This is a genomic window from Aquitalea sp. ASV11 (genome assembly GCF_016429185.1).
In the GTDB taxonomy this organism is placed as follows: Bacteria; Pseudomonadota; Gammaproteobacteria; order Burkholderiales; family Chromobacteriaceae; genus Aquitalea; species Aquitalea pelogenes.
Window position 1 is genome coordinate 26,355 of the sequence record NZ_JAELUD010000023.1, and the last position, 17,658, is coordinate 44,012.

At 60.5% G+C, this 17,658-nt stretch carries 14 protein-coding genes; 9 read left to right on the top strand and 5 right to left on the bottom strand.

The annotated features are described in order from the left end of the window. Positions 1–233: 233 nt before the first annotated feature. The 4 genes from JHD62_RS09680 (at position 234) to JHD62_RS09695 (ending at position 5,605) form a co-directional block, all read left to right on the top strand. Positions 234–1,973 carry an ABC transporter permease subunit gene (locus tag JHD62_RS09680; RefSeq protein ID WP_233160799.1) on the top strand — a complete coding sequence of 580 codons (1,740 nt, stop codon included), beginning with the start codon at positions 234–236 and terminating at the stop codon, positions 1,971–1,973. 14 nt (positions 1,974–1,987) lie between these two features. After that, on the top strand, positions 1,988–3,304 hold the full coding sequence (locus JHD62_RS09685) for an AAA-associated domain-containing protein (protein WP_199102713.1): 1,317 nt from the start codon (positions 1,988–1,990) through the stop codon (positions 3,302–3,304). Between the two features lie 99 nt (positions 3,305–3,403). Then, on the top strand, positions 3,404–3,835 hold the full coding sequence (locus JHD62_RS09690; RefSeq protein ID WP_199102714.1) for a DciA family protein: 432 nt from the start codon (positions 3,404–3,406) through the stop codon (positions 3,833–3,835). Positions 3,836–3,994: 159 nt separating this feature from the next. Continuing rightward, on the top strand, positions 3,995–5,605 hold the full coding sequence (locus JHD62_RS09695; protein WP_199102715.1) for an inorganic phosphate transporter: 1,611 nt from the start codon (positions 3,995–3,997) through the stop codon (positions 5,603–5,605). A 98-nt stretch (positions 5,606–5,703) separates the two neighbouring features. On the opposite strand, the gene JHD62_RS09700 is transcribed toward JHD62_RS09695, so the two are convergent. From JHD62_RS09700 to JHD62_RS09715, 4 genes are read right to left on the bottom strand one after another with little or no spacing between them, the layout of a single operon-like run. Next, entirely contained in the window at positions 5,704–6,786 is a 1,083-nt protein-coding gene (locus JHD62_RS09700; RefSeq protein ID WP_045846443.1) for a sulfate/molybdate ABC transporter ATP-binding protein, read from the bottom strand. A gap of 47 nt (positions 6,787–6,833) precedes the next feature. Further along, positions 6,834–7,712: a sulfate ABC transporter permease subunit CysW gene (gene cysW / locus JHD62_RS09705; RefSeq protein WP_199102716.1), complete on the bottom strand. Its 879-nt coding sequence runs from the start codon at positions 7,710–7,712 to the stop codon at positions 6,834–6,836. A 9-nt stretch (positions 7,713–7,721) separates the two neighbouring features. Beyond that, positions 7,722–8,552, bottom strand: coding sequence for a sulfate ABC transporter permease subunit CysT (gene cysT, locus JHD62_RS09710; protein WP_199102734.1), 831 nt, complete (start codon positions 8,550–8,552; stop codon positions 7,722–7,724). 20 nt (positions 8,553–8,572) lie between these two features. Beyond that, positions 8,573–9,565: a sulfate ABC transporter substrate-binding protein gene (locus JHD62_RS09715; protein ID WP_045846446.1), complete on the bottom strand. Its 993-nt coding sequence runs from the start codon at positions 9,563–9,565 to the stop codon at positions 8,573–8,575. 360 nt (positions 9,566–9,925) lie between these two features. Here JHD62_RS09715 and JHD62_RS09720 point away from each other — a divergent pair, with 360 nt between their 5' ends. Then, on the top strand, positions 9,926–11,224 hold the full coding sequence (locus JHD62_RS09720; RefSeq protein WP_199102717.1) for a DUF3422 family protein: 1,299 nt from the start codon (positions 9,926–9,928) through the stop codon (positions 11,222–11,224). Positions 11,225–11,462: 238 nt separating this feature from the next. Continuing rightward, the gene (locus tag JHD62_RS09725; RefSeq protein WP_199102718.1) at positions 11,463–13,088 is read left to right on the top strand and encodes a methyl-accepting chemotaxis protein; all 1,626 of its coding nucleotides are present in this window, start codon (positions 11,463–11,465) and stop codon (positions 13,086–13,088) included. A gap of 99 nt (positions 13,089–13,187) precedes the next feature. Here the strand turns inward: JHD62_RS09725 and JHD62_RS09730 are convergent, their stop codons facing one another. Further along, positions 13,188–15,086 (bottom strand): propionate--CoA ligase, encoded by a 1,899-nt coding sequence (locus JHD62_RS09730; RefSeq protein WP_199102719.1) that lies wholly within the window; start codon positions 15,084–15,086, stop codon positions 13,188–13,190. A gap of 380 nt (positions 15,087–15,466) precedes the next feature. Here JHD62_RS09730 and JHD62_RS23065 point away from each other — a divergent pair, with 380 nt between their 5' ends. From JHD62_RS23065 to JHD62_RS09745, 3 genes are read left to right on the top strand one after another with little or no spacing between them, the layout of a single operon-like run. Then, positions 15,467–16,633 (top strand): SpoIIE family protein phosphatase, encoded by a 1,167-nt coding sequence (locus JHD62_RS23065; protein WP_199102720.1) that lies wholly within the window; start codon positions 15,467–15,469, stop codon positions 16,631–16,633. Positions 16,634–16,660: 27 nt separating this feature from the next. Then, positions 16,661–17,218 (top strand): SiaB family protein kinase, encoded by a 558-nt coding sequence (locus JHD62_RS09740; RefSeq protein WP_062788682.1) that lies wholly within the window; start codon positions 16,661–16,663, stop codon positions 17,216–17,218. 11 nt (positions 17,219–17,229) lie between these two features. After that, a complete protein-coding gene (locus JHD62_RS09745; RefSeq protein ID WP_199102721.1) occupies positions 17,230–17,616 on the top strand; it encodes a DUF1987 domain-containing protein in 387 nt (128 codons plus the stop codon). The last annotated feature ends 42 nt before the right edge of the window (positions 17,617–17,658 follow it).

Below are 17,658 nucleotides of genomic sequence, written 5' to 3' on the forward strand. Positions count from 1 at the left end.
TTTCCCGCTATTTTTCTATCGAATCATGTCGTTACATAATCCATACAAAAAAATGTCAAATTTCATCAAAATTTTATGAGCGCCTTGTTATCATTCGTGCGCATTTGCAGAGCCAGTTTGATGTTTGCCCACGGCATGCCGTGCCATAACAAAAGATGGTGCTCATCTGATGAAGAAGCGGAACGGGGCCTGCACCGTGCCGCCAGGTTAACCACACCAATCGGAGAGGCCTGATGACTAGCGTTATCCGTCCGTTTATTCCCGCCACAGCCAAGCGGCTGCTGCCCAATCGCTGGGACTTGATTGCTTTCCCGCTGATCCTGGGTTTCCTGTTGTTTGCCACCACCGGCATTCAAGGAACCTGGGCCCCGATCAGCGCCTTGCAAACCGAACCCATCTCGCTGGATGCGGCCAACCTGCCCGAATACGCCTTGCGCACCACCTTGCGCATGCTGGCCGCCATGTTTGCGTCCATCGTGTTCACGCTGATCTACGGCACGCTGGCAGCAAAAAGCCGCCGCGCCGGCCAATTGCTGGTGCCCATTCTGGACATCCTGCAATCGGTGCCGGTGCTGGGTTATATCTCGTTTACCGTGACATTCTTCCTGGCCTTGTTCCCCGGCCGGGTGCTGGGCGCTGAATTTGCCGCCATTTTTGCGATTTTCACCTCGCAAGCCTGGAACATGACCTTCAGCTTTTACCAGTCGCTGCGCACCGTGCCCAACGACCTGAAAGAAGTGTCGCAAAACCTGCGCCTGTCCGGCTGGCAGAAGTTCTGGAAGCTGGAAGTGCCCTTCTCCATGCCGGGCATGATCTGGAACATGATGATGTCCATGTCCGGCGGCTGGTTCTTCGTGGTGGCATCCGAAGCCATCACCGTGGGTGACAAGACCGTCACCCTGCCGGGGGTGGGTTCCTATCTGGCCATGGCCATTGCGCAGAAAAACCTGACGGCCGTTGGCTGGGTGATTCTCACCATGACCGTGGTCATCATCATCTACGACCAGTTCCTGTTCCGCCCGCTGGTGGCCTGGGCCGACAAGTTCCGCCTGGAAGACACCATGTCGCAGGCGGCACCGGAATCCTGGGTGCTGAACCTGATCCAGCGCACCCGCGTCATCCAGCAGATCCTGCGTCCGTTTGGCAAGCTGCTGAAAAAACTGGCGCGCCTGCGCCTGAACATCAGCCTGCCGCGTGCCATCCACACCGAATCCCACTCCGGCGTATCCCGCGGGCTGGATATCGTATGGGGTGCCTTCATCACCCTGCTGGTAGGCTATGTCTGCTGGCGGCTGTACAGCTTCATCAGCAGCGAAGTGGGACTGGGTGAAACCTTCAAGGTGGTTGGCCTGGGCTTCATCACCCTGATCCGCGTCACCTTGCTGATTGCGCTGGCCTCCGTCATCTGGGTGCCGCTGGGCGTGCTGATCGGCCTGCGTCCGCGCCTGGCCGAGATGATCCAGCCGGTTGCCCAATTCCTGGCAGCCTTCCCGGCCAACCTGCTGTTCCCGGTGTTTGTGGTGTTCATTGTCCACTTCAAGCTGAACCCGGATATCTGGCTGTCGCCGCTGATCGTGCTGGGTACCCAGTGGTACATCCTGTTCAACGTGGTGGCCGGTGCCAGTGCCTTCCCCAATGACTTCCGCGAAGCAGCCACCAATTTCCACATCAAGGGCTGGCAATGGTGGCGGCAAGTGATGCTGCCGGGCATTTTCCCCTACTACATTACCGGTGCCATCACCGCATCCGGCGGTGCCTGGAATGCCAGCATCGTGTCGGAAATGGTGTCCTGGGGCGATGACAAGCTGGCAGCCCACGGCCTGGGCGCGTATATCGCCCAAATGACCGCTGCTGGTGACTTTCCCAAGATTCTGCTCGGCATCTGCGTGATGTCGCTGTTTGTCGTGTTGTTCAACCGTCTGCTGTGGCGTCCGCTGTACGCCATTGCCGAAAACAAACTCCGTCTCAACTGACCAGGGGGAAAATCATGCACAACGAAACCACAACCCTGCGGCAGGAAATCTTCTCCCTCAAGCATGTCGACAAGGGCTATCACAAGGGTGGCGAAGACGATATCCAGGTGCTGGACGACGTCAACCTCACCTTGCATGAAGGCGAAATCGTCGGCCTGCTGGGCCGTTCCGGTTCGGGCAAGTCCACCCTGCTGCGCATCATTGCCGGGCTGATTCAGGCCAGCAGCGGCGAAGTGAACTACTGCGGCCAGCCGCTGACCGGCCCGGCCGAAGGCGTGGCCATGGTGTTCCAGACCTTTGCCCTGTTCCCGTGGCTGACCGTGCTGCAAAACGTGGAAGCCGGGCTGGAAGCCCTGGGCGTGGAACCCAAGGAGCGCCGCCGCCGCGCCCTGGCCGCCATCGACCTGATCGGCCTGGATGGTTTTGAAAACGCCTATCCGCGTGAACTGTCCGGCGGCATGCGCCAGCGTGTCGGTTTCGCCCGTGGCCTGGTGGTGAACCCCACCCTGCTGCTGATGGATGAACCGTTCTCGGCGCTGGACGTGCTGACCGCAGAAACCTTGCGTACCGACCTGCTCGACCTGTGGAACCAGAAGCAACTGCCGATCAAGTCCGTGCTGATCGTCACCCACAACATCGAGGAAGCGGTGTTCATGTGTGACCGCATCATGGTACTGTCGTCCAACCCCGGCCGGGTAGTAGCGGAAATCAAGGTACCGTTTGCCCATCCGCGCAACCGGCTGGACCCGGCATTCCGCAAGATGGTGGATGACATCTACGCGCTGATGACCCAGCGCCGCAGCGCCGACACCCTGCACAAGGTGCAACTGGAAATCGGCAGCCCCTTGACCGAAGTGTCCACCAACCTGATGGCCGGCCTGATGGAAGCGCTGGCCGCCGCACCGTACAACGGCCGCGCCGACCTGCCGGAAATCGGCAGCAAGCTGCTGCTGGAAGTGGACGACCTGTTCCCGGTGGCCGAAACGCTGGAACACCTGGGTTTTGTCGAACTGCGCGACGGTGATATCGAACTGACAGCTGCCGGCAAACTGTTTGCCGACTACGGCACACAGGAACGCAAGGTGCTGTTTGCCGAACACCTGCTGCGCCACATTCCGCTGGCAGCGCGGATTCGTCGTGTACTGCAGGAACGCCCCGGCCAGCGCGCGCCGCGCCTGCGCTTTGAACAGGAGCTGGAAGACTCGCTCAGCGACGGTGCCGCCGAGGAAACGCTGGATACCGTGATCAGCTGGGGACGTTACGCGGAAATCTTCTCCTACAACGACCACACCGAAACCTTCAGTCTGGAAGACATGGAAGGCGGGCAGTAAACTGCTGCATGGTAGTGGACACAAGGGCCGCACCCCCCGGGTGGCGGCCCTTGTGCATTATTCGGCTACAATACCTGCTTCCACCCAGTCAGACTTCCCATGTCAGAACGCCAGTTTGAAGATATCGCCCGTGGTGACAGCACGCTGCGCCAGCTCACGCGCGAGGCCAATGCGCTGATGGCGCTGGATCAGGTATTCCGCAGCCAGTTGCCACCGCAGCTGGCCGAGGCCTGCCGTGCGGTGCGCATTCGCGATGGCGAGCTGGTGGTGTTTGCCAATAACGGCATTGTGGCGGCACGGCTGCGCATGATGGGCAACAGCCTACTGGCCCCGCTGGAGGCGCGCGGCTACAGCGCCAGCAAGGTGCGTATCAAGGTGGACATCCACCTGACGCCACCGCCACCGCCACCCAAGCGCATTGGCATCAGCCAACAAGCACTGGCCGAAATCGAAGCCGGTGCCCAGCAGGTAAGCAACCCGCTGGTCAGCGCGGCGCTGGCGCGGCTGGTTGCTCATCACCGCAAGCGCTAGATTTGATGACAGCCACACTGCGGTGTGGCTGCTACAGGCAGGTGCATGCAACAGCAATATATTAAGTTTTGTTTTAATTCAATCAACGACAGCTTATTGTCACTCCCTTGCAATCTGCCTCGGTTATCAATGCTCTTTGAATATTCTCAAGGAGCTTGCATGAACCAGTCTTCCGAGGTGGCACTCAGCCGCAGTACGGCCGCAACGGCAGTACACCGCCCAACCAACAGCAGCACGGTTTTATTGTTTGTGGCCTTGCTGATAGGCGGCTTGCTGTTTGCCGGGCTGAACCTGTTTCACGATGTCAATGACACCATGGCCCGCCATGGCAGCTGGATTTCCATCCTGCTGTTGATTCTGGCCTTGCTGATCGCGCTGGGCTTCGAGTTCGTCAATGGCTTCCATGACACGGCCAATGCGGTGGCCACGGTGATTTACACCCATTCGCTGCCGCCGCATGTGGCGGTGGTGTGGTCCGGCCTGTTCAATTTCCTCGGTGTACTGACCTCCAGTGGCGCTGTGGCATTTGGCATCATTTCGCTGCTGCCGGTGGAACTGATCCTGCAAGTGGGTTCCAGTGCCGGCTTTGCCATGGTGTTTGCCCTGCTCATTGCCGCCATTTTGTGGAATCTGGGTACCTGGTGGCTGGGCCTGCCCGCCTCCTCCTCGCACACGCTGATCGGCTCCATCATCGGCGTGGGCATTGCCAATGCGCTGATGCATGGTCGCGATGGCACCAGCGGGGTGGACTGGACCCAGGTCGGCAAGGTGGGCTATTCGCTGCTGCTGTCGCCGCTGGTGGGCTTTTTCTGTGCTGCCCTGCTGCTGGTACTGCTCAAGCGTCTGGTGAAACAGCCGCAGCTATTTGAAGCACCGGAAACCAAGGAGGCTCCGCCGTGGTGGATTCGCAGCCTGCTGGTGCTTACCTGCTCTGGTGTGTCGTTTGCGCATGGTTCCAACGATGGCCAGAAAGGCATGGGCCTGATCATGCTGATTCTGGTGGGTACGGTGCCACTGTCCTATGGCCTGAACCGCGCCTTGCCGGCCAGCGAAATGGGCAAGTTCGTACTGGTGGCCCAGGCCACCCGACAGTCGCTGCAACAGGCGGCTCCGGTTGCAGCTCCACTTGAGCCGCGCATGGTGCTGACCCGCTATATCCGCAACCAGCATTGGGAATCCGATGTGGTGCCGGCGCTGGCGGCGGTTACCGGCCAGATCGGCAAACAGATAGAAACCCACGGCACGCTGGCAGCCGTACCACAGGCATCAGTGGGCAATGTGCGCAATGACATGTACCTGGCGTCGGAATCCATTCGCCTGCTGCTGCAAAGCAAGGACGCGCATCTGGATCAGGCCACGCTTGGCAATCTGAAAACCTTCAAGAGCGAACTGGATGCTGCCACCAAGTTCATTCCCACCTGGGTGAAAGTGACCGTGGCCATTGCACTTGGCCTGGGCACCATGGTGGGCTGGCGTCGCATCGTGGTGACCGTGGGCGAGAAAATCGGCAAAACCCATCTGACCTATGCCCAGGGTGCCTCAGCCGAGCTGGTGGCCATGAGCACCATTGGGGCTGCCGATGCCTTTGGCCTGCCGGTGTCCACCACCCATGTCTTGTCTTCAGGCGTCGCCGGGACCATGGCGGCCAACCGCTCCGGCCTGCAAATCGATACCATCCGCAATCTGCTGATGGCCTGGGTGCTGACCCTGCCGGTGGCCATTGCCCTGTCGGCCAGCCTGTACTGGCTGTTCAGCAAGCTGTTTGTCTGAGCCTGAGTCTGAGCGGGTACCGTACTGGCATCGCGCTCACAGCTCACCATGAGAAAAGCCGCCCGAGGGCGGCTTTTTAGTGTTCCGGCAAAACGGAATCAGATCACATAGTCCTGCTGGCCGGAGGCATCTTTCAGGAATACCGCCAACTTGCGCGGCGTCACGTACACGGTATCGCCCGGCACGATGCCCAGCGCGCGGAAGCGCTCCTTGCTGACTGCGGCCTCGATGGTCTGGCCATCGGCCTGCTGCAACTCCACCCGCACCACCGGCCCGACAGCATGAATGTGTTCGACCCGGCCTTGCGCCAATGCACCTTCGGCCTGCAGGCTGAGGTCCAGATCATGTGGCCGCACATAGGCCACGGCAGCGTCGCCGTCGGCATCCTGATGCTGGCTCAGTGCCTGTTCGTAATTGCCGATGGTGAGCTGACCGGCATCCACCCGGCCGTGGAACAGGTTCACATCGCCCAGGAACTGGGTGACGAAAGGCGTGGCCGGATGTTCGTAGATGTCATCCGGGCGGCCCACTTGTTCGATATGGCCGTGATCCATCACCACCACGCGGTCGGACACTTCCAGCGCTTCTTCCTGATCGTGGGTCACGAACACGCTGGTGATGTGCATGTCGTTGTGCAGGTCGCGCAGCCAGCGGCGCAAGTCCTTGCGCACCTTGGCATCCAGCGCACCAAAGGGTTCATCCAGCAACAGCACCTTGGGTTCTACCGCCAGCGAGCGGGCCAGGGCGATACGCTGGCGCTGGCCGCCAGACAACTGGCCGGGATAGGCATCGGCCAGCCAGTCCAGCTGAACCATCTTCAGCAACTTCATCACCCGCTCGCGGATTTCCTCTTGTGACGGGCGTTCGCGGCGCGGCTTCACCGACAGGCCGAAGGCCACGTTGTCGAATACCGTCATGTGGCGGAACAGCGCGTAATGCTGGAACACAAAACCCACCTGACGCTCTGCCACATGGGTATTGGTGGCGTCGGCTCCGCCAAACAGCACCTGGCCGGCATCCGGTTTTTCCAGACCGGCAATGATGCGCAGCAAGGTGGTCTTGCCGCAGCCGGACGGCCCCAGCAGCGCCAGCAGCTCGCCGGAAGCGACATCAAGACTGACATTGTCCAGCGCGGTGAACTGGCCAAACTGTTTGCGTATATTGCGGATTTCAATGCTCATCGTGGTTCTCCGGCCGCCGCCCCTGGCAGCGGTTCACATCATTCGGTTCAGGGTTGTGCCGCCTGGGCTTGCAAGCGGGCTTCGGCAGTACGCAGGGTAGAGGCCTGTTGCTGGCGGTGCAGCCGCCATTCCACCAGCGACTTCACCAGCAGGGTCACCAGCGCCAGCAAGGCCAGCAGCGAGGCGCAGGCAAAAGCGCCAACAAAGTTGTATTCGTTGTAAAGGATTTCCACATGCAGCGGGATGGTGTTGGTTTCGCCCCGGATATGGCCGGACACCACGCTGACTGCGCCAAACTCGCCCATGGCGCGGGCATTGGTGAGAATCACCCCGTATAACAGGCCCCACTTGATATTGGGCAGCGTCACCTTGCGGAAGGTCTGCCAGCCGCTGGCCCCCAGCACGATGGCAGCCTGTTCTTCATCCGCCCCTTGCGACTGCATCAGCGGAATCAGCTCGCGGGCAACAAAGGGGAAGGTGACGAATACCGTGGCCAGCACGATGCCCGGCACGGCAAAGATCACCTGCAGGCCGTGGTCCTGCAGCCAGCCGCCCACCACCGTATTGGCACCGAACAGCAGGATGAACATCAGCCCGGCCACCACCGGCGACACGGCAAACGGCAGGTCGATCAGCGTGGTGAGCAGGCTTTTGCCGCGGAATTCAAAGCGTGCAATCGCCCAGGCGGCCGCCACGCCAAACACCAGGTTGAGCGGCACGGCAATGGCAGCGGAAATCAGTGTCAGCTTGATGGCAGACAGTGCTTCCGGCTCCACCAGCGCAGTCAGGTACAGCTGCCAGCCCTTGTGCAGCGCCTCCCAGAACACGCCAATCAAGGGCAGCAGCAAGAAGAGGAACAAAAATACCAGCGCCACGGCAGTCAGGGCATAGCGTACCGGGCGGCTTTCAGTCGTCAGAGTGGCCATGTTTACCCCTTAACGCGCACCGTGGCGGCGTGCGGCCCACCACTGGATCAGGTTGATCAACAACAGGAAGACAAAGGAAATGCCCAGCATCACCAGCGCCACAGCGGTGGCCCCTTGCTGGTCGAACTGGTCCAGCTTGGAGACGATGATCAGCGGGGCGATTTCCGACACCATCGGAATATTGCCGGCAATGAAGATGACCGAGCCGTATTCGCCGGTGGCGCGGGCAAAGGCCATGGTGCCGCCGGTAATCAGCGAGGGCAGCGTGGCCGGGAAAATCACCCGGCGGAAAATGTCCCAGCGGCTGGCACCCAGGCAGGTGGCGGCTTCTTCCAGTTCCTTTTCCAGGTCTTCCAGTACCGGCTGCACCGTACGCACGACAAAGGGCAGGCCGATGAAGGTGAGCGCCACGATGATGCCCAGCGGGGTAAACGCTACCTTGATGCCTAGCGGTGCCAGAAACTGGCCGATCCAGCCATTGGGCGCATACAGGGTAGTCAGCGCGATACCGGCCACTGCGGTAGGCAAGGCAAAGGGCAGATCCACCAGCGCATCCACCAGCCGCTTGCCGGGGAAGGGGTAGCGCACCAGCACCCAGGCCACCAGAAAGCCGAACACCAGGTTGATGAGGGCGGACAGACCGGCAGTGGCAAAGGACAGCCGGATGGATGCCATTACCCGCGGGCTGCCCACCGCAGCGGAAAAACCGTCCCAGCCCATGCCGACGGTGGAATACACCAGCGCGGCAAAAGGCAGCAGCACGATCAGCGCCAGCCAGAACAAAGTAATGCCAAAGCTGAGCCGGAAACCCGGCAGCACGCTATGGCGCAGATTGAAGATATTGCTCACAGTCACTCCGCTTAACGCTTGCTGTAGATCTGGTCAAACACGCCGCCATCGGCAAAGTGCTTCTGATTGACCGCCGCCCAGGAACCGAACACGCTTTGCACGGTAAAGGTTTTCACATAGGGAAACTGGGCATCGAACTTCTGTGCCACGGCCTTGTCCTGCGGGCGCAGATAGTTTTGTGCGGCAATGGTCTGGCCTTCGGTACTCCACAGGAAGCGCAGATAGTCTTCCGCCTGTTTGCGGGTACCTTTCTTGTCCACCACCTTGTCGACAATGGCCACCGGGTTTTCCGCCAGCACCGACAGCGGCGGGTAGACGATTTCAAAGCTGCCACGGCCGAATTCGCGGGCAATCAGCTCGGCTTCGTTCTCGAAGGTCACCAGCACATCGCCGATCTGGCGCTGCATGAAGGTGGTGGTGGCGGCACGGCCACCGCCATCCAGCACCGGTACGTTCTTGAAGATGCCCGTCACCAGTGCGCGCGCCTTGGCTTCGCTGCCGCCCGGCTGTTTCAGCCCGGCACCCCAGGCTGCCAGATAGGTGTAGCGGCCATTGCCGGAGGTTTTCGGATTGGGGATGATCACCTGCACACCCGGCTTGGCCAGGTCATTCCAGTCGCGCACCTTGTGCGGATTGCCCTTGCGTACCAGGAACACCGTGGTGGAAGTAAACGGCACCGAGGCATTGGGCAGGCGACTGGACCAGTTGGCCGGAATCAGGCCGCGCGTGGCCAGCAGGTCGATGTCAGAGGCCTGGTTCATGGTGATGACATCCGCCGCCAGGCCATTGGCCACCGACAAGGCCTGCTTGCTGGAACCGCCGTGCGACTGCTGGATGGTGACAGTTTCGCCGGTCTTCGCTTTGTAGGCTTTCTGGAAGGCCGGGTTGTAGTCCTTGTAGAAATCGCGCATCACGTCGTAAGACACATTCAGCAAGCTGGCATCAGCCAGCACATGAGCGGATAGCAAAGCTGCCAGAACACCGGCAAACGCGCGCAATTTCATGATGGACTCCAGAATGGTGAGGTTGCATCATGCTAACCCGACAGCTTTATTCGATTTAATAATATTATTACCTACACTTATACAAAATTAATCTATCAATCCGGTGACGGGTGACAAGCAAGTTTCCACTCGGCCATGCTGGCTGTCCGGAAACCAACACAGCCCGCTACCGCAGAACGGCGCCATCACAGCGCCAGGCCTTGCTGAATGGTGTTCAGTGCCCGCTCTGGCGCGCTGGCGTGGTAATTGCATGGTATGCCAGGGCGACGTTCGGGTATGCTGATGCGCGCAAGCGGTTTGAGTACTGGGCAGGCTGGCGGCCACCCCAGTCCTGAAACCGTTTCTTTTTCAGGACCTGTCATGACCACACTCACCCCGCATCACCTGCGCCGTGAACTGAACGAAGAGGCGCATGCCCGGCCCTATGCCGCCATTCCCTCGCCAGCCCGGCTGACCTCGCTCAGCCTGTATTACGACTTTGACGACGCACCACAACGCGCGGCACTGGCCGATCTGGCCCAGCGCATGGGCCTGCCTGCGCCCCTGCCCGGCCAGGCTTATTACTCGGCCAGCGCAGGCGACTTGCTGGTGCGCTGGTCCCTGCATGCCGAGTTTGCCCGTTACACCTTTATTGTCAGTGGCGATTGCAACGACCCGTTCGACCGCACCCCGCTGGACCGGATTCCTTCAGCCTGGCTGCGCGAGCTGCCCGGCGTGGTGCTGGTGGCACTGCACGCGGTGCTGTTGCCCGCCGAACGCGAAACCGAGCTGGCCGACATGTCCAGCCGCTGGTTTGGTGGCCGCGAGCTGATTGGTGCCGAAATCGGCGATGGCAACGGCGCGGCCTATACCGACCTGCGACTGCATCCCGATGCCCGCCTGGCCGAGGGCTTCTCCCGTTATGTGGTGGTGGACCGCGCCATGGGCCCCAACCAGTCCGGCCGCATGCTGCAACGGCTGTTCGAGCTGGAAACCTACCGCATGCTCACCTTGCTGGCGCTGCCCATTGCCAAGAAGCAAATGCGCGATCTGGACAATCTGGGTATCGAGCTGCGTGCCATCACCGAACGCATGGCCAGTGGCGAGGGCAATGGCTCGGACGCACAACTGCTGTCCGAGCTCACCGGCCTTGCCACCCGGGTGGAACAGCTGATTTCGGAAAGCCAGTACCGTTTTTCCGCCTCACAGGCTTACTACCGTCTGGTGGAAGCCCGCATTGGCGAATTGCGCGAACAGCGCATCTCCGGCATGCAGCCCTTCCGTGAATTCATGGAACGACGGCTGTCCCCGGCAATGAACACCTGCGACACCGTGCTGCGGCGGCAAGACCGCATCACCGCCCGCCTGCAACGCACCACTGCGCTGCTGCGTACCCGGGTGGAAGTGCTGCATGAAGAACAGAACCGCGCCTTGCTGGCCAGCATGGACCGCCGCGCCGCCCTGCAACTGCGCTTGCAGGAAACGGTGGAAGGCCTGTCGGTGGGAGTGCTGACCTATTACATGGTGAGCCTGCTGCACCACCTGCTGGCTGCGGTGGAATCCGTCGGCATTCATCTGAATGTGGAGCTGCTCACCGGCATCGCCATTCCGCTGGTGGCACTGGTGGTGTGGTTCAGCATGCACAAGCTGAAGGCATCCTTGAGCAAGGGACACGATTGAAACCTGACGGCCCGCCACCAGCAAGCGGGCCGATTTGTCAGGATACACCGGGCCGCAGCCCGTCCTTCCGGCTCAAGCAGGCCATTGTTTGACAATTATGATTGTCATTACACAGGCATTCCCGGAAAATCCCTAGTCTCGAACAGGGTAAGTACCATGCAGCCGGAGCACTCCTGCATGCTCACCAGCAAATCAACATAACAACAGGCTCAGCCTCATTCCCGAGCGGATTCACGCCATGACTCACCAGAACCAGAAGCTAAAACCCGTCCTGACCGGCTTTATTGCCATTGTTGTCGTCCTGCTGCTCGGCCTGGGCCTGATCACCCTGTTCAGCCTGCAACGCATAGACCAGACCGCCCATTACGAACAGGACGTCACCAATGATCTGGTACAGAACATGACGGACGTGCGCTACCACGTGGTGCAGATCCAGCAGTTTCTGACCGATGTCAGCGCCACCGGCGAAGCGGATGGATACAAGGACGCGGAAGAACACTATCAGGCCGTGCAAAAAACCCTGCCGACCATTGCCCGGCTCGACCCGCAACTGGCAGGCCAGGTCAGCAACATCCAGCAGTCCATCGACCAGTTCTACAGCGTTGGCAAACGCATGGCCAAGGCCTATGTCGAAGGTGGCCGTGAAGCTGGCAATGTGCTGATGAAGGAAAAAGGCAGCGGCTTTGATGACCGCGCCGAAGCACTGACCAAACAGGTTGAAGCCCTGAACGAGCACATCCACAAGGCCGATGACGCGGCCTATGCCGCCATGAACAAGACGGCGAATGATCTGCGCAACATGATGCTGGGCCTGACCGCCATGCTGGTGGTGGTGGTGGTGCTGGGCGGAGTACTGCTGTACCGGCGCGTGTTTGGCGTACTGGGCGGCGAACCCGCCCTTGCCATGGAAGTGGCCAACCGCATTGCCAGCGGAGACCTGAGCCAGCGCATCGAGCTGTCGTCCGCCAGCCAGGGCAGCCTGATGGACAGCCTGTCCACCATGCAACGCCAGCTGCGCAACATCACCAGCAATATCCGCACCCTGTCCGGCGAACTGGACAGCAGCGCCGAGAGCATGAGCGGTGCCGCGCACAATCTGCAGCAAAGCAGCACGGTACAAAGCGAATCCACCCGCACAATGAGCGTGTCGGTGGAAGAAGTGCTGCAAAGCATCCAGCAGCTGGGCAGCCAAAGCGACGACGTTGGCCACGAAGCCCGCAATGCCGGCGCGATGGTGGGCGATTGCGAACAGCTGATCCATGCCACCGCCAGCGACATCAGCCACATTGCAGAGCGCATCACCAGTGCCGCCAGCGCGATTGACGACCTGGACAAGCAGACCGACGCCATTGCCTCCATTACCCGTACCATTCATGACATTGCCGACCAGACCAATCTGCTGGCGCTCAATGCAGCGATCGAGGCGGCACGCGCCGGAGAAATGGGCCGTGGCTTTGCCGTGGTGGCCGATGAAGTGCGCAAGCTGGCCGAGCGCACCGGCGTGGCCACGGTGGAAATTTCCGGTCAGATCGACACCATACGCCAGGGCATGGGCAGCGTGGTGGGGGTGATGCAAAGCAGCGTGGATGCGTCCAATCACGGCGTTGAACAAACCCACAAGGCACGCGAAGCCATCAGCGGCATCCGCCAGAATACCGACCAGATCGCCCAGCACATCCAGGGCATCAGCCTGGCCTTGCATGAGCAGCAAGCCGCCATGACCGACATGGCCCAGCGTATCGAAGTGGTGGCCAACATGACCGAGGCCAACCAGGCCACGGTGGAAGCTTCCGCCGCCGCGTCCGACCAGCTGAGCAGCCATGCCAAGGCGCTGCATGCGGCCGTTGGCGTGTTCCGCGCCTGATAATCAGCCGTAAAAAAACCGCATCCTGCAAAGGATGCGGCTGAATCCACAGCCGGAAACTGACCCGTACCGGCTGCTTCCACCCAATCAGTTATCTGCTCAGGACTGCACCGCCTCGCGCACTTGCTCCAGCCCGGTCGGGTCGTCCAGCGTGGTCAGGTCGCCCGGATCACGCCCCTCGGCCAATGCCTGGATGGAGCGACGCAGCACCTTGCCGGAACGGGTCTTGGGCAGCTGGTTGACGAAATACACCCGTGCCGGATTGGCAATGGCCCCCAGCTGGGATGCCACCTTGGCAATCACTTCTTTTTCCAGTGCGGCTTTCTTTTCCGGGTCTTTCAACACCGACGGGTCGCGCAGCACGGCAAAGGCCTGCGGCACCTGTCCCTTCAGCGTGTCATGCACGCCCACCACCGCCACCTCGGCAATGGCGGAGTGACCGGACACGGCTTCTTCGATTTCCCGCGTACCCAGGCGGTGGCCAGCGACGTTGATCACGTCATCGGTGCGGCCAAGAATGGTGAAGTAGCCGTCGGCATCACGGATGCCCCAGTCGAAGGAGGAGTACACCTTGCGGTCCTGGAACAGGCTGAAATAGGTGTTCACAAAACGTTCGTCCTGCCCCCACACCGTGCTCATGCAGCCCGGCGGCAGCGGCGGAATCACCGCAATCACGCCCTTCTCGCCGGCCGGCACTTCCTCGCCGGTAGCCTCGTCCAGCAGCTTCACGTTATAGCCATATACCGGCAAGCCGGGGCTGCCCAGCTTGGTGGGCAGGGCTTCCACGCCATTGCACACGGTCAGCATCGGCCAGCCGGTTTCGGTCTGCCAGTAGTTGTCCAGCACCGGGATTTTCAGCTCTTCGGAAATCCAGCTGGCGGTGGGTTCGTCCAGCGGCTCACCGGCCATGAACAAGGCCCGCAGGCTGGACAGATCGTATTTGTGCAGCCATTCCGGATCCTGCTTCTTCAACACGCGGATGGCGGTGGGGGCAGAGAACATCACCGTGGCGCGGTATTTTTCCACCAGCTGCCACCAGATGCCCGGATCGGGGCGAATCGGCAGGCCTTCGTACACCAGCGTGGCCATGCCGCAGATCAGCGGGGCGTACACGATGTAGGAGTGACCCACCACCCAGCCGATGTCCGAAGTGGAAAAGAAGGTTTCCCCCGGCTTGCCGCCGTAGATGTATTCCATGCTGGACGCCAGCGCCACGGCATAGCCGCCGGTGTCGCGCTGTACGCCCTTGGGTTTGCCGGTGGTGCCGGAGGTATACAGGATGTAGCTGGGATGGTTGGACTCCACCCACACCACCTCGGCGCGGTCGTCCTGATGCTGCTGACGCAGGGTGGCGTAATCCAGATCGCGCCCCGGCTTCATCATCGGTGCTTCGGCGAGGCCACGGTTGACCAGAATCACTTTGGCCGGGGCTGCAGCACCTGCCAGCTCCATCGCCTCGTCCACCAGCGGCTTGTAGGCAATCACCTTGCCGCCACGCATGCCGGCATCGGCAGTTATCAGCAGCTTGGGCGCCGCGTCTTCGATACGGGTGGCCAGGCTGGCCGAGGCAAAACCGCCAAACACCACCGAGTGAATCGCACCCAGCCGCACCGTGGCCAGCATGGCAAACACGGCTTCGGGAACCATAGGCATGTAGATCAGCACCCGGTCGCCCTTGCCCACGCCCTGTGCCTGCATGATGGCGGCAAAGCGGCTGACTTCTTCGTGCAGCTGGCGATAGGTGTAGGTGATTTCGGCACCGGTTTCGCTGGAGACATGAATCAGCGCGGCCTGGTCGGGCCGGGTTTCCAGGTGGCGGTCTACCGCGTTGTAACAGAGGTTGGTCTCGCCACCGGCAAACCATTGGCGAAACGGTGGATTGTCGTATTGCAGCACCTGCGTACAGGGCTTGTGCCAGTGAATCCGCTGTGCCTCGGCACCCCAGAAGACATCTGGCTGCTCGATGGAACGGCGGTGGAATTCTTGATAGGCGCTCATGCAGTCTCCCGAGGATGTAGGCTAGTTCATTGTTTTATTTATCAACCAAGCGGTTGCTAGATTAACAAAATAAGCCCTTTGCATCACAGGGTCAAGCCTGATCATGGCCAAGGCCCGCTGCACAAGCTGGCCGGTGGGCCCAAAGCAACAACCCTGGCCCTGCAAGTACCGTAACTTCACTTGCAACAGATAATTACCAATTGATACGTATTTGATTAGCAATAAAGCAAAATTCATGGTGCCGTAACCGAATCATCATGCGGGAATCCTAGACTGCCGCCAGTCACTTCTTGCCGAGACACACCATGCCGCTAGACAGCACGCCCCAGCCCGCACACACCGCCACGATGGCTGGTCATCTGTTGCAAACGCCGCCAACCGTGAGCCCTTCTGACAACAACTACCACGTACTGGAGCTGTTTTCGCAGGACGAATCTCTGGCCAACATTCCGGTGGTGGAACAGCAGCGCGCGGTCGGCATCATCAACCGCAATACCTTCATGAGCACGCTGGCACGGCCCTTCCACCGCGAGATTTTCGGCCGCAAGCCATGCACCTCATTCATGAATGCCAGCCCGCTGATCGTGGACTACCTCACGCCCATCACCGAGCTGTCCTTCATGGCGCTGGAAGCAGACCGCAAGGTGCTGTCCGACGGTTTCCTGATCAATCTGGACAATGCTTATGCCGGCATGGGCCAGGGGGTGTCGCTGATGCAGGCGCTGGCCGACCAGCAGGCGGAAAAGCACCGCCAGATGATGGAGAGCATCAACTACGCCAGCGTGATCCAGCAGTCTTTCCTGCAAAGTTCGCGCCGCGACATGGCCGCCGCGCTGGACGACTACTTCATGGTATGGGCCCCGCGCGACATCGTTGGTGGCGACTACTACTACTTTGTCAAACGGCCGGATGGTTTCTTTGTGGCGGTCATCGACTGCACCGGCCATGGCGTGCCGGGTGCCTTCATGACGCTGATCATGGCCTCCACCCTGAAACAGGTACTGAGCAGCCACGACCTGCACAACCCGGCCGCCCTGCTGCGCGCCATCAACCAGCAGGTCAAGCAGTCGCTGGGCCAGCTCACCCCGGAAGAAGCCGGCCTTGCCGATCACCCGGAACTGAACTCGGACGACGGCATGGACGGTGCCTTCTGCTGGTTCGACAACGCCAGCCGCACCCTCACCTATGCCTCGGCCAAGACGCCGCTGTTTGTACTGCAGCCGGGCAAGGAGGAAGTGGACACACTGGACGGCAACAAGAAGGGCGTGGGCTATGTCGGCACCCCGCTGGATTACCACTGGGACAACCATCAGGTGCAATTGCCGCCGGGCAGCCGCCTGTATATCAGCACCGACGGCATCATCGACCAGATCGGCGGCCCCAAGCGCATCTGTTTTGGCAAAAAGCGGCTGAAGGAAAACATCCTCAAGCACGCCGGCAAGCCGATGCAGCAACAACAAAAACTGCTGATCGACGCCTTCCTCAAGTGGCAGGGCGAGAACAGCCGCCGCGACGACGTCAGCCTGTTCGGCGTCCACCTGGCCTGACCCATCAACATTGCAAGTGAGCACAGCATGAGCCTGACCGACTTTCACCGATTCAAGGAACTGGCCCGCCAGGAAAACGTGGTGTTTTTCTATACCGGCTACTTCTCGCAAAGCATTGTCACTGCCATGGGCGATTCGCTGCGTCTGCGGCTGGCCAGCCTGGATGCCAGCCAGACCGCCCGCCGCAAGCTGTTTTCCGTCTTCGTGGAAATGGCACAAAACGTGGTGCATTACTCCGCCGACCATCTGAGCGCCAGCAGCGCAGCCGACCATGAAATCCGCATGGGCTCCCTGTGGGTGGGCGAAACCGACGGCCAGTTTTACGTGGTCTGCGCCAACCCCATCACCCCGGAAGGCGTGGAGCACATCCGCGCCAAGCTGGAACCGCTGCGCACCATGACCAATGAAGAAATCAAGGCACGCTACAAGGAAAAGCTGCGCGCAGAAGGCGAAGCCGGCAGCAAGGGCGCTGGCCTTGGTTTTCTCACCGTGGCCCGTGACTCCAGCAATCCCATCGAATTCGATTTTGTTGAAGAAAACGACGGCAAACCCTTCACCACCTTCTACCTCAAAGCCACCATTTAAAAGCAGCCATCATGCAAAACCTGTATATCGCGCCCACTTCGTCCACCCCGGAAGTGAATTTCCAGTTTGACCGCCACCAGCTGAGCCTGCGCGGCGAGAGCTATCCGGAAAACGCCCACGCCTTCTTCGGCCCCATCATGCAGGCCATCAATGCCTACCTGCCCACCCTGCAATCCACCCAGGTCACGGTGGACGTGCAGCTGGCCTATTTCAACAGTTCCAGCACCAAGGTGCTGCTGGAATTGTTCAGCCTGTTCAATGACGCAGCAGTGGCAGGCAATTACATCACCCTCAACTGGCACTACATCGAGGACGACGAAACCATTCTGGAATTCGGCCAGGAAGTGGCGGATGACTTCACCGCGCTGGACTTCCACCCCTGCGCACTGGTGGAATAAGCCACTGTCCGACAATATCCATCTGGCGGCTGACTGGATACG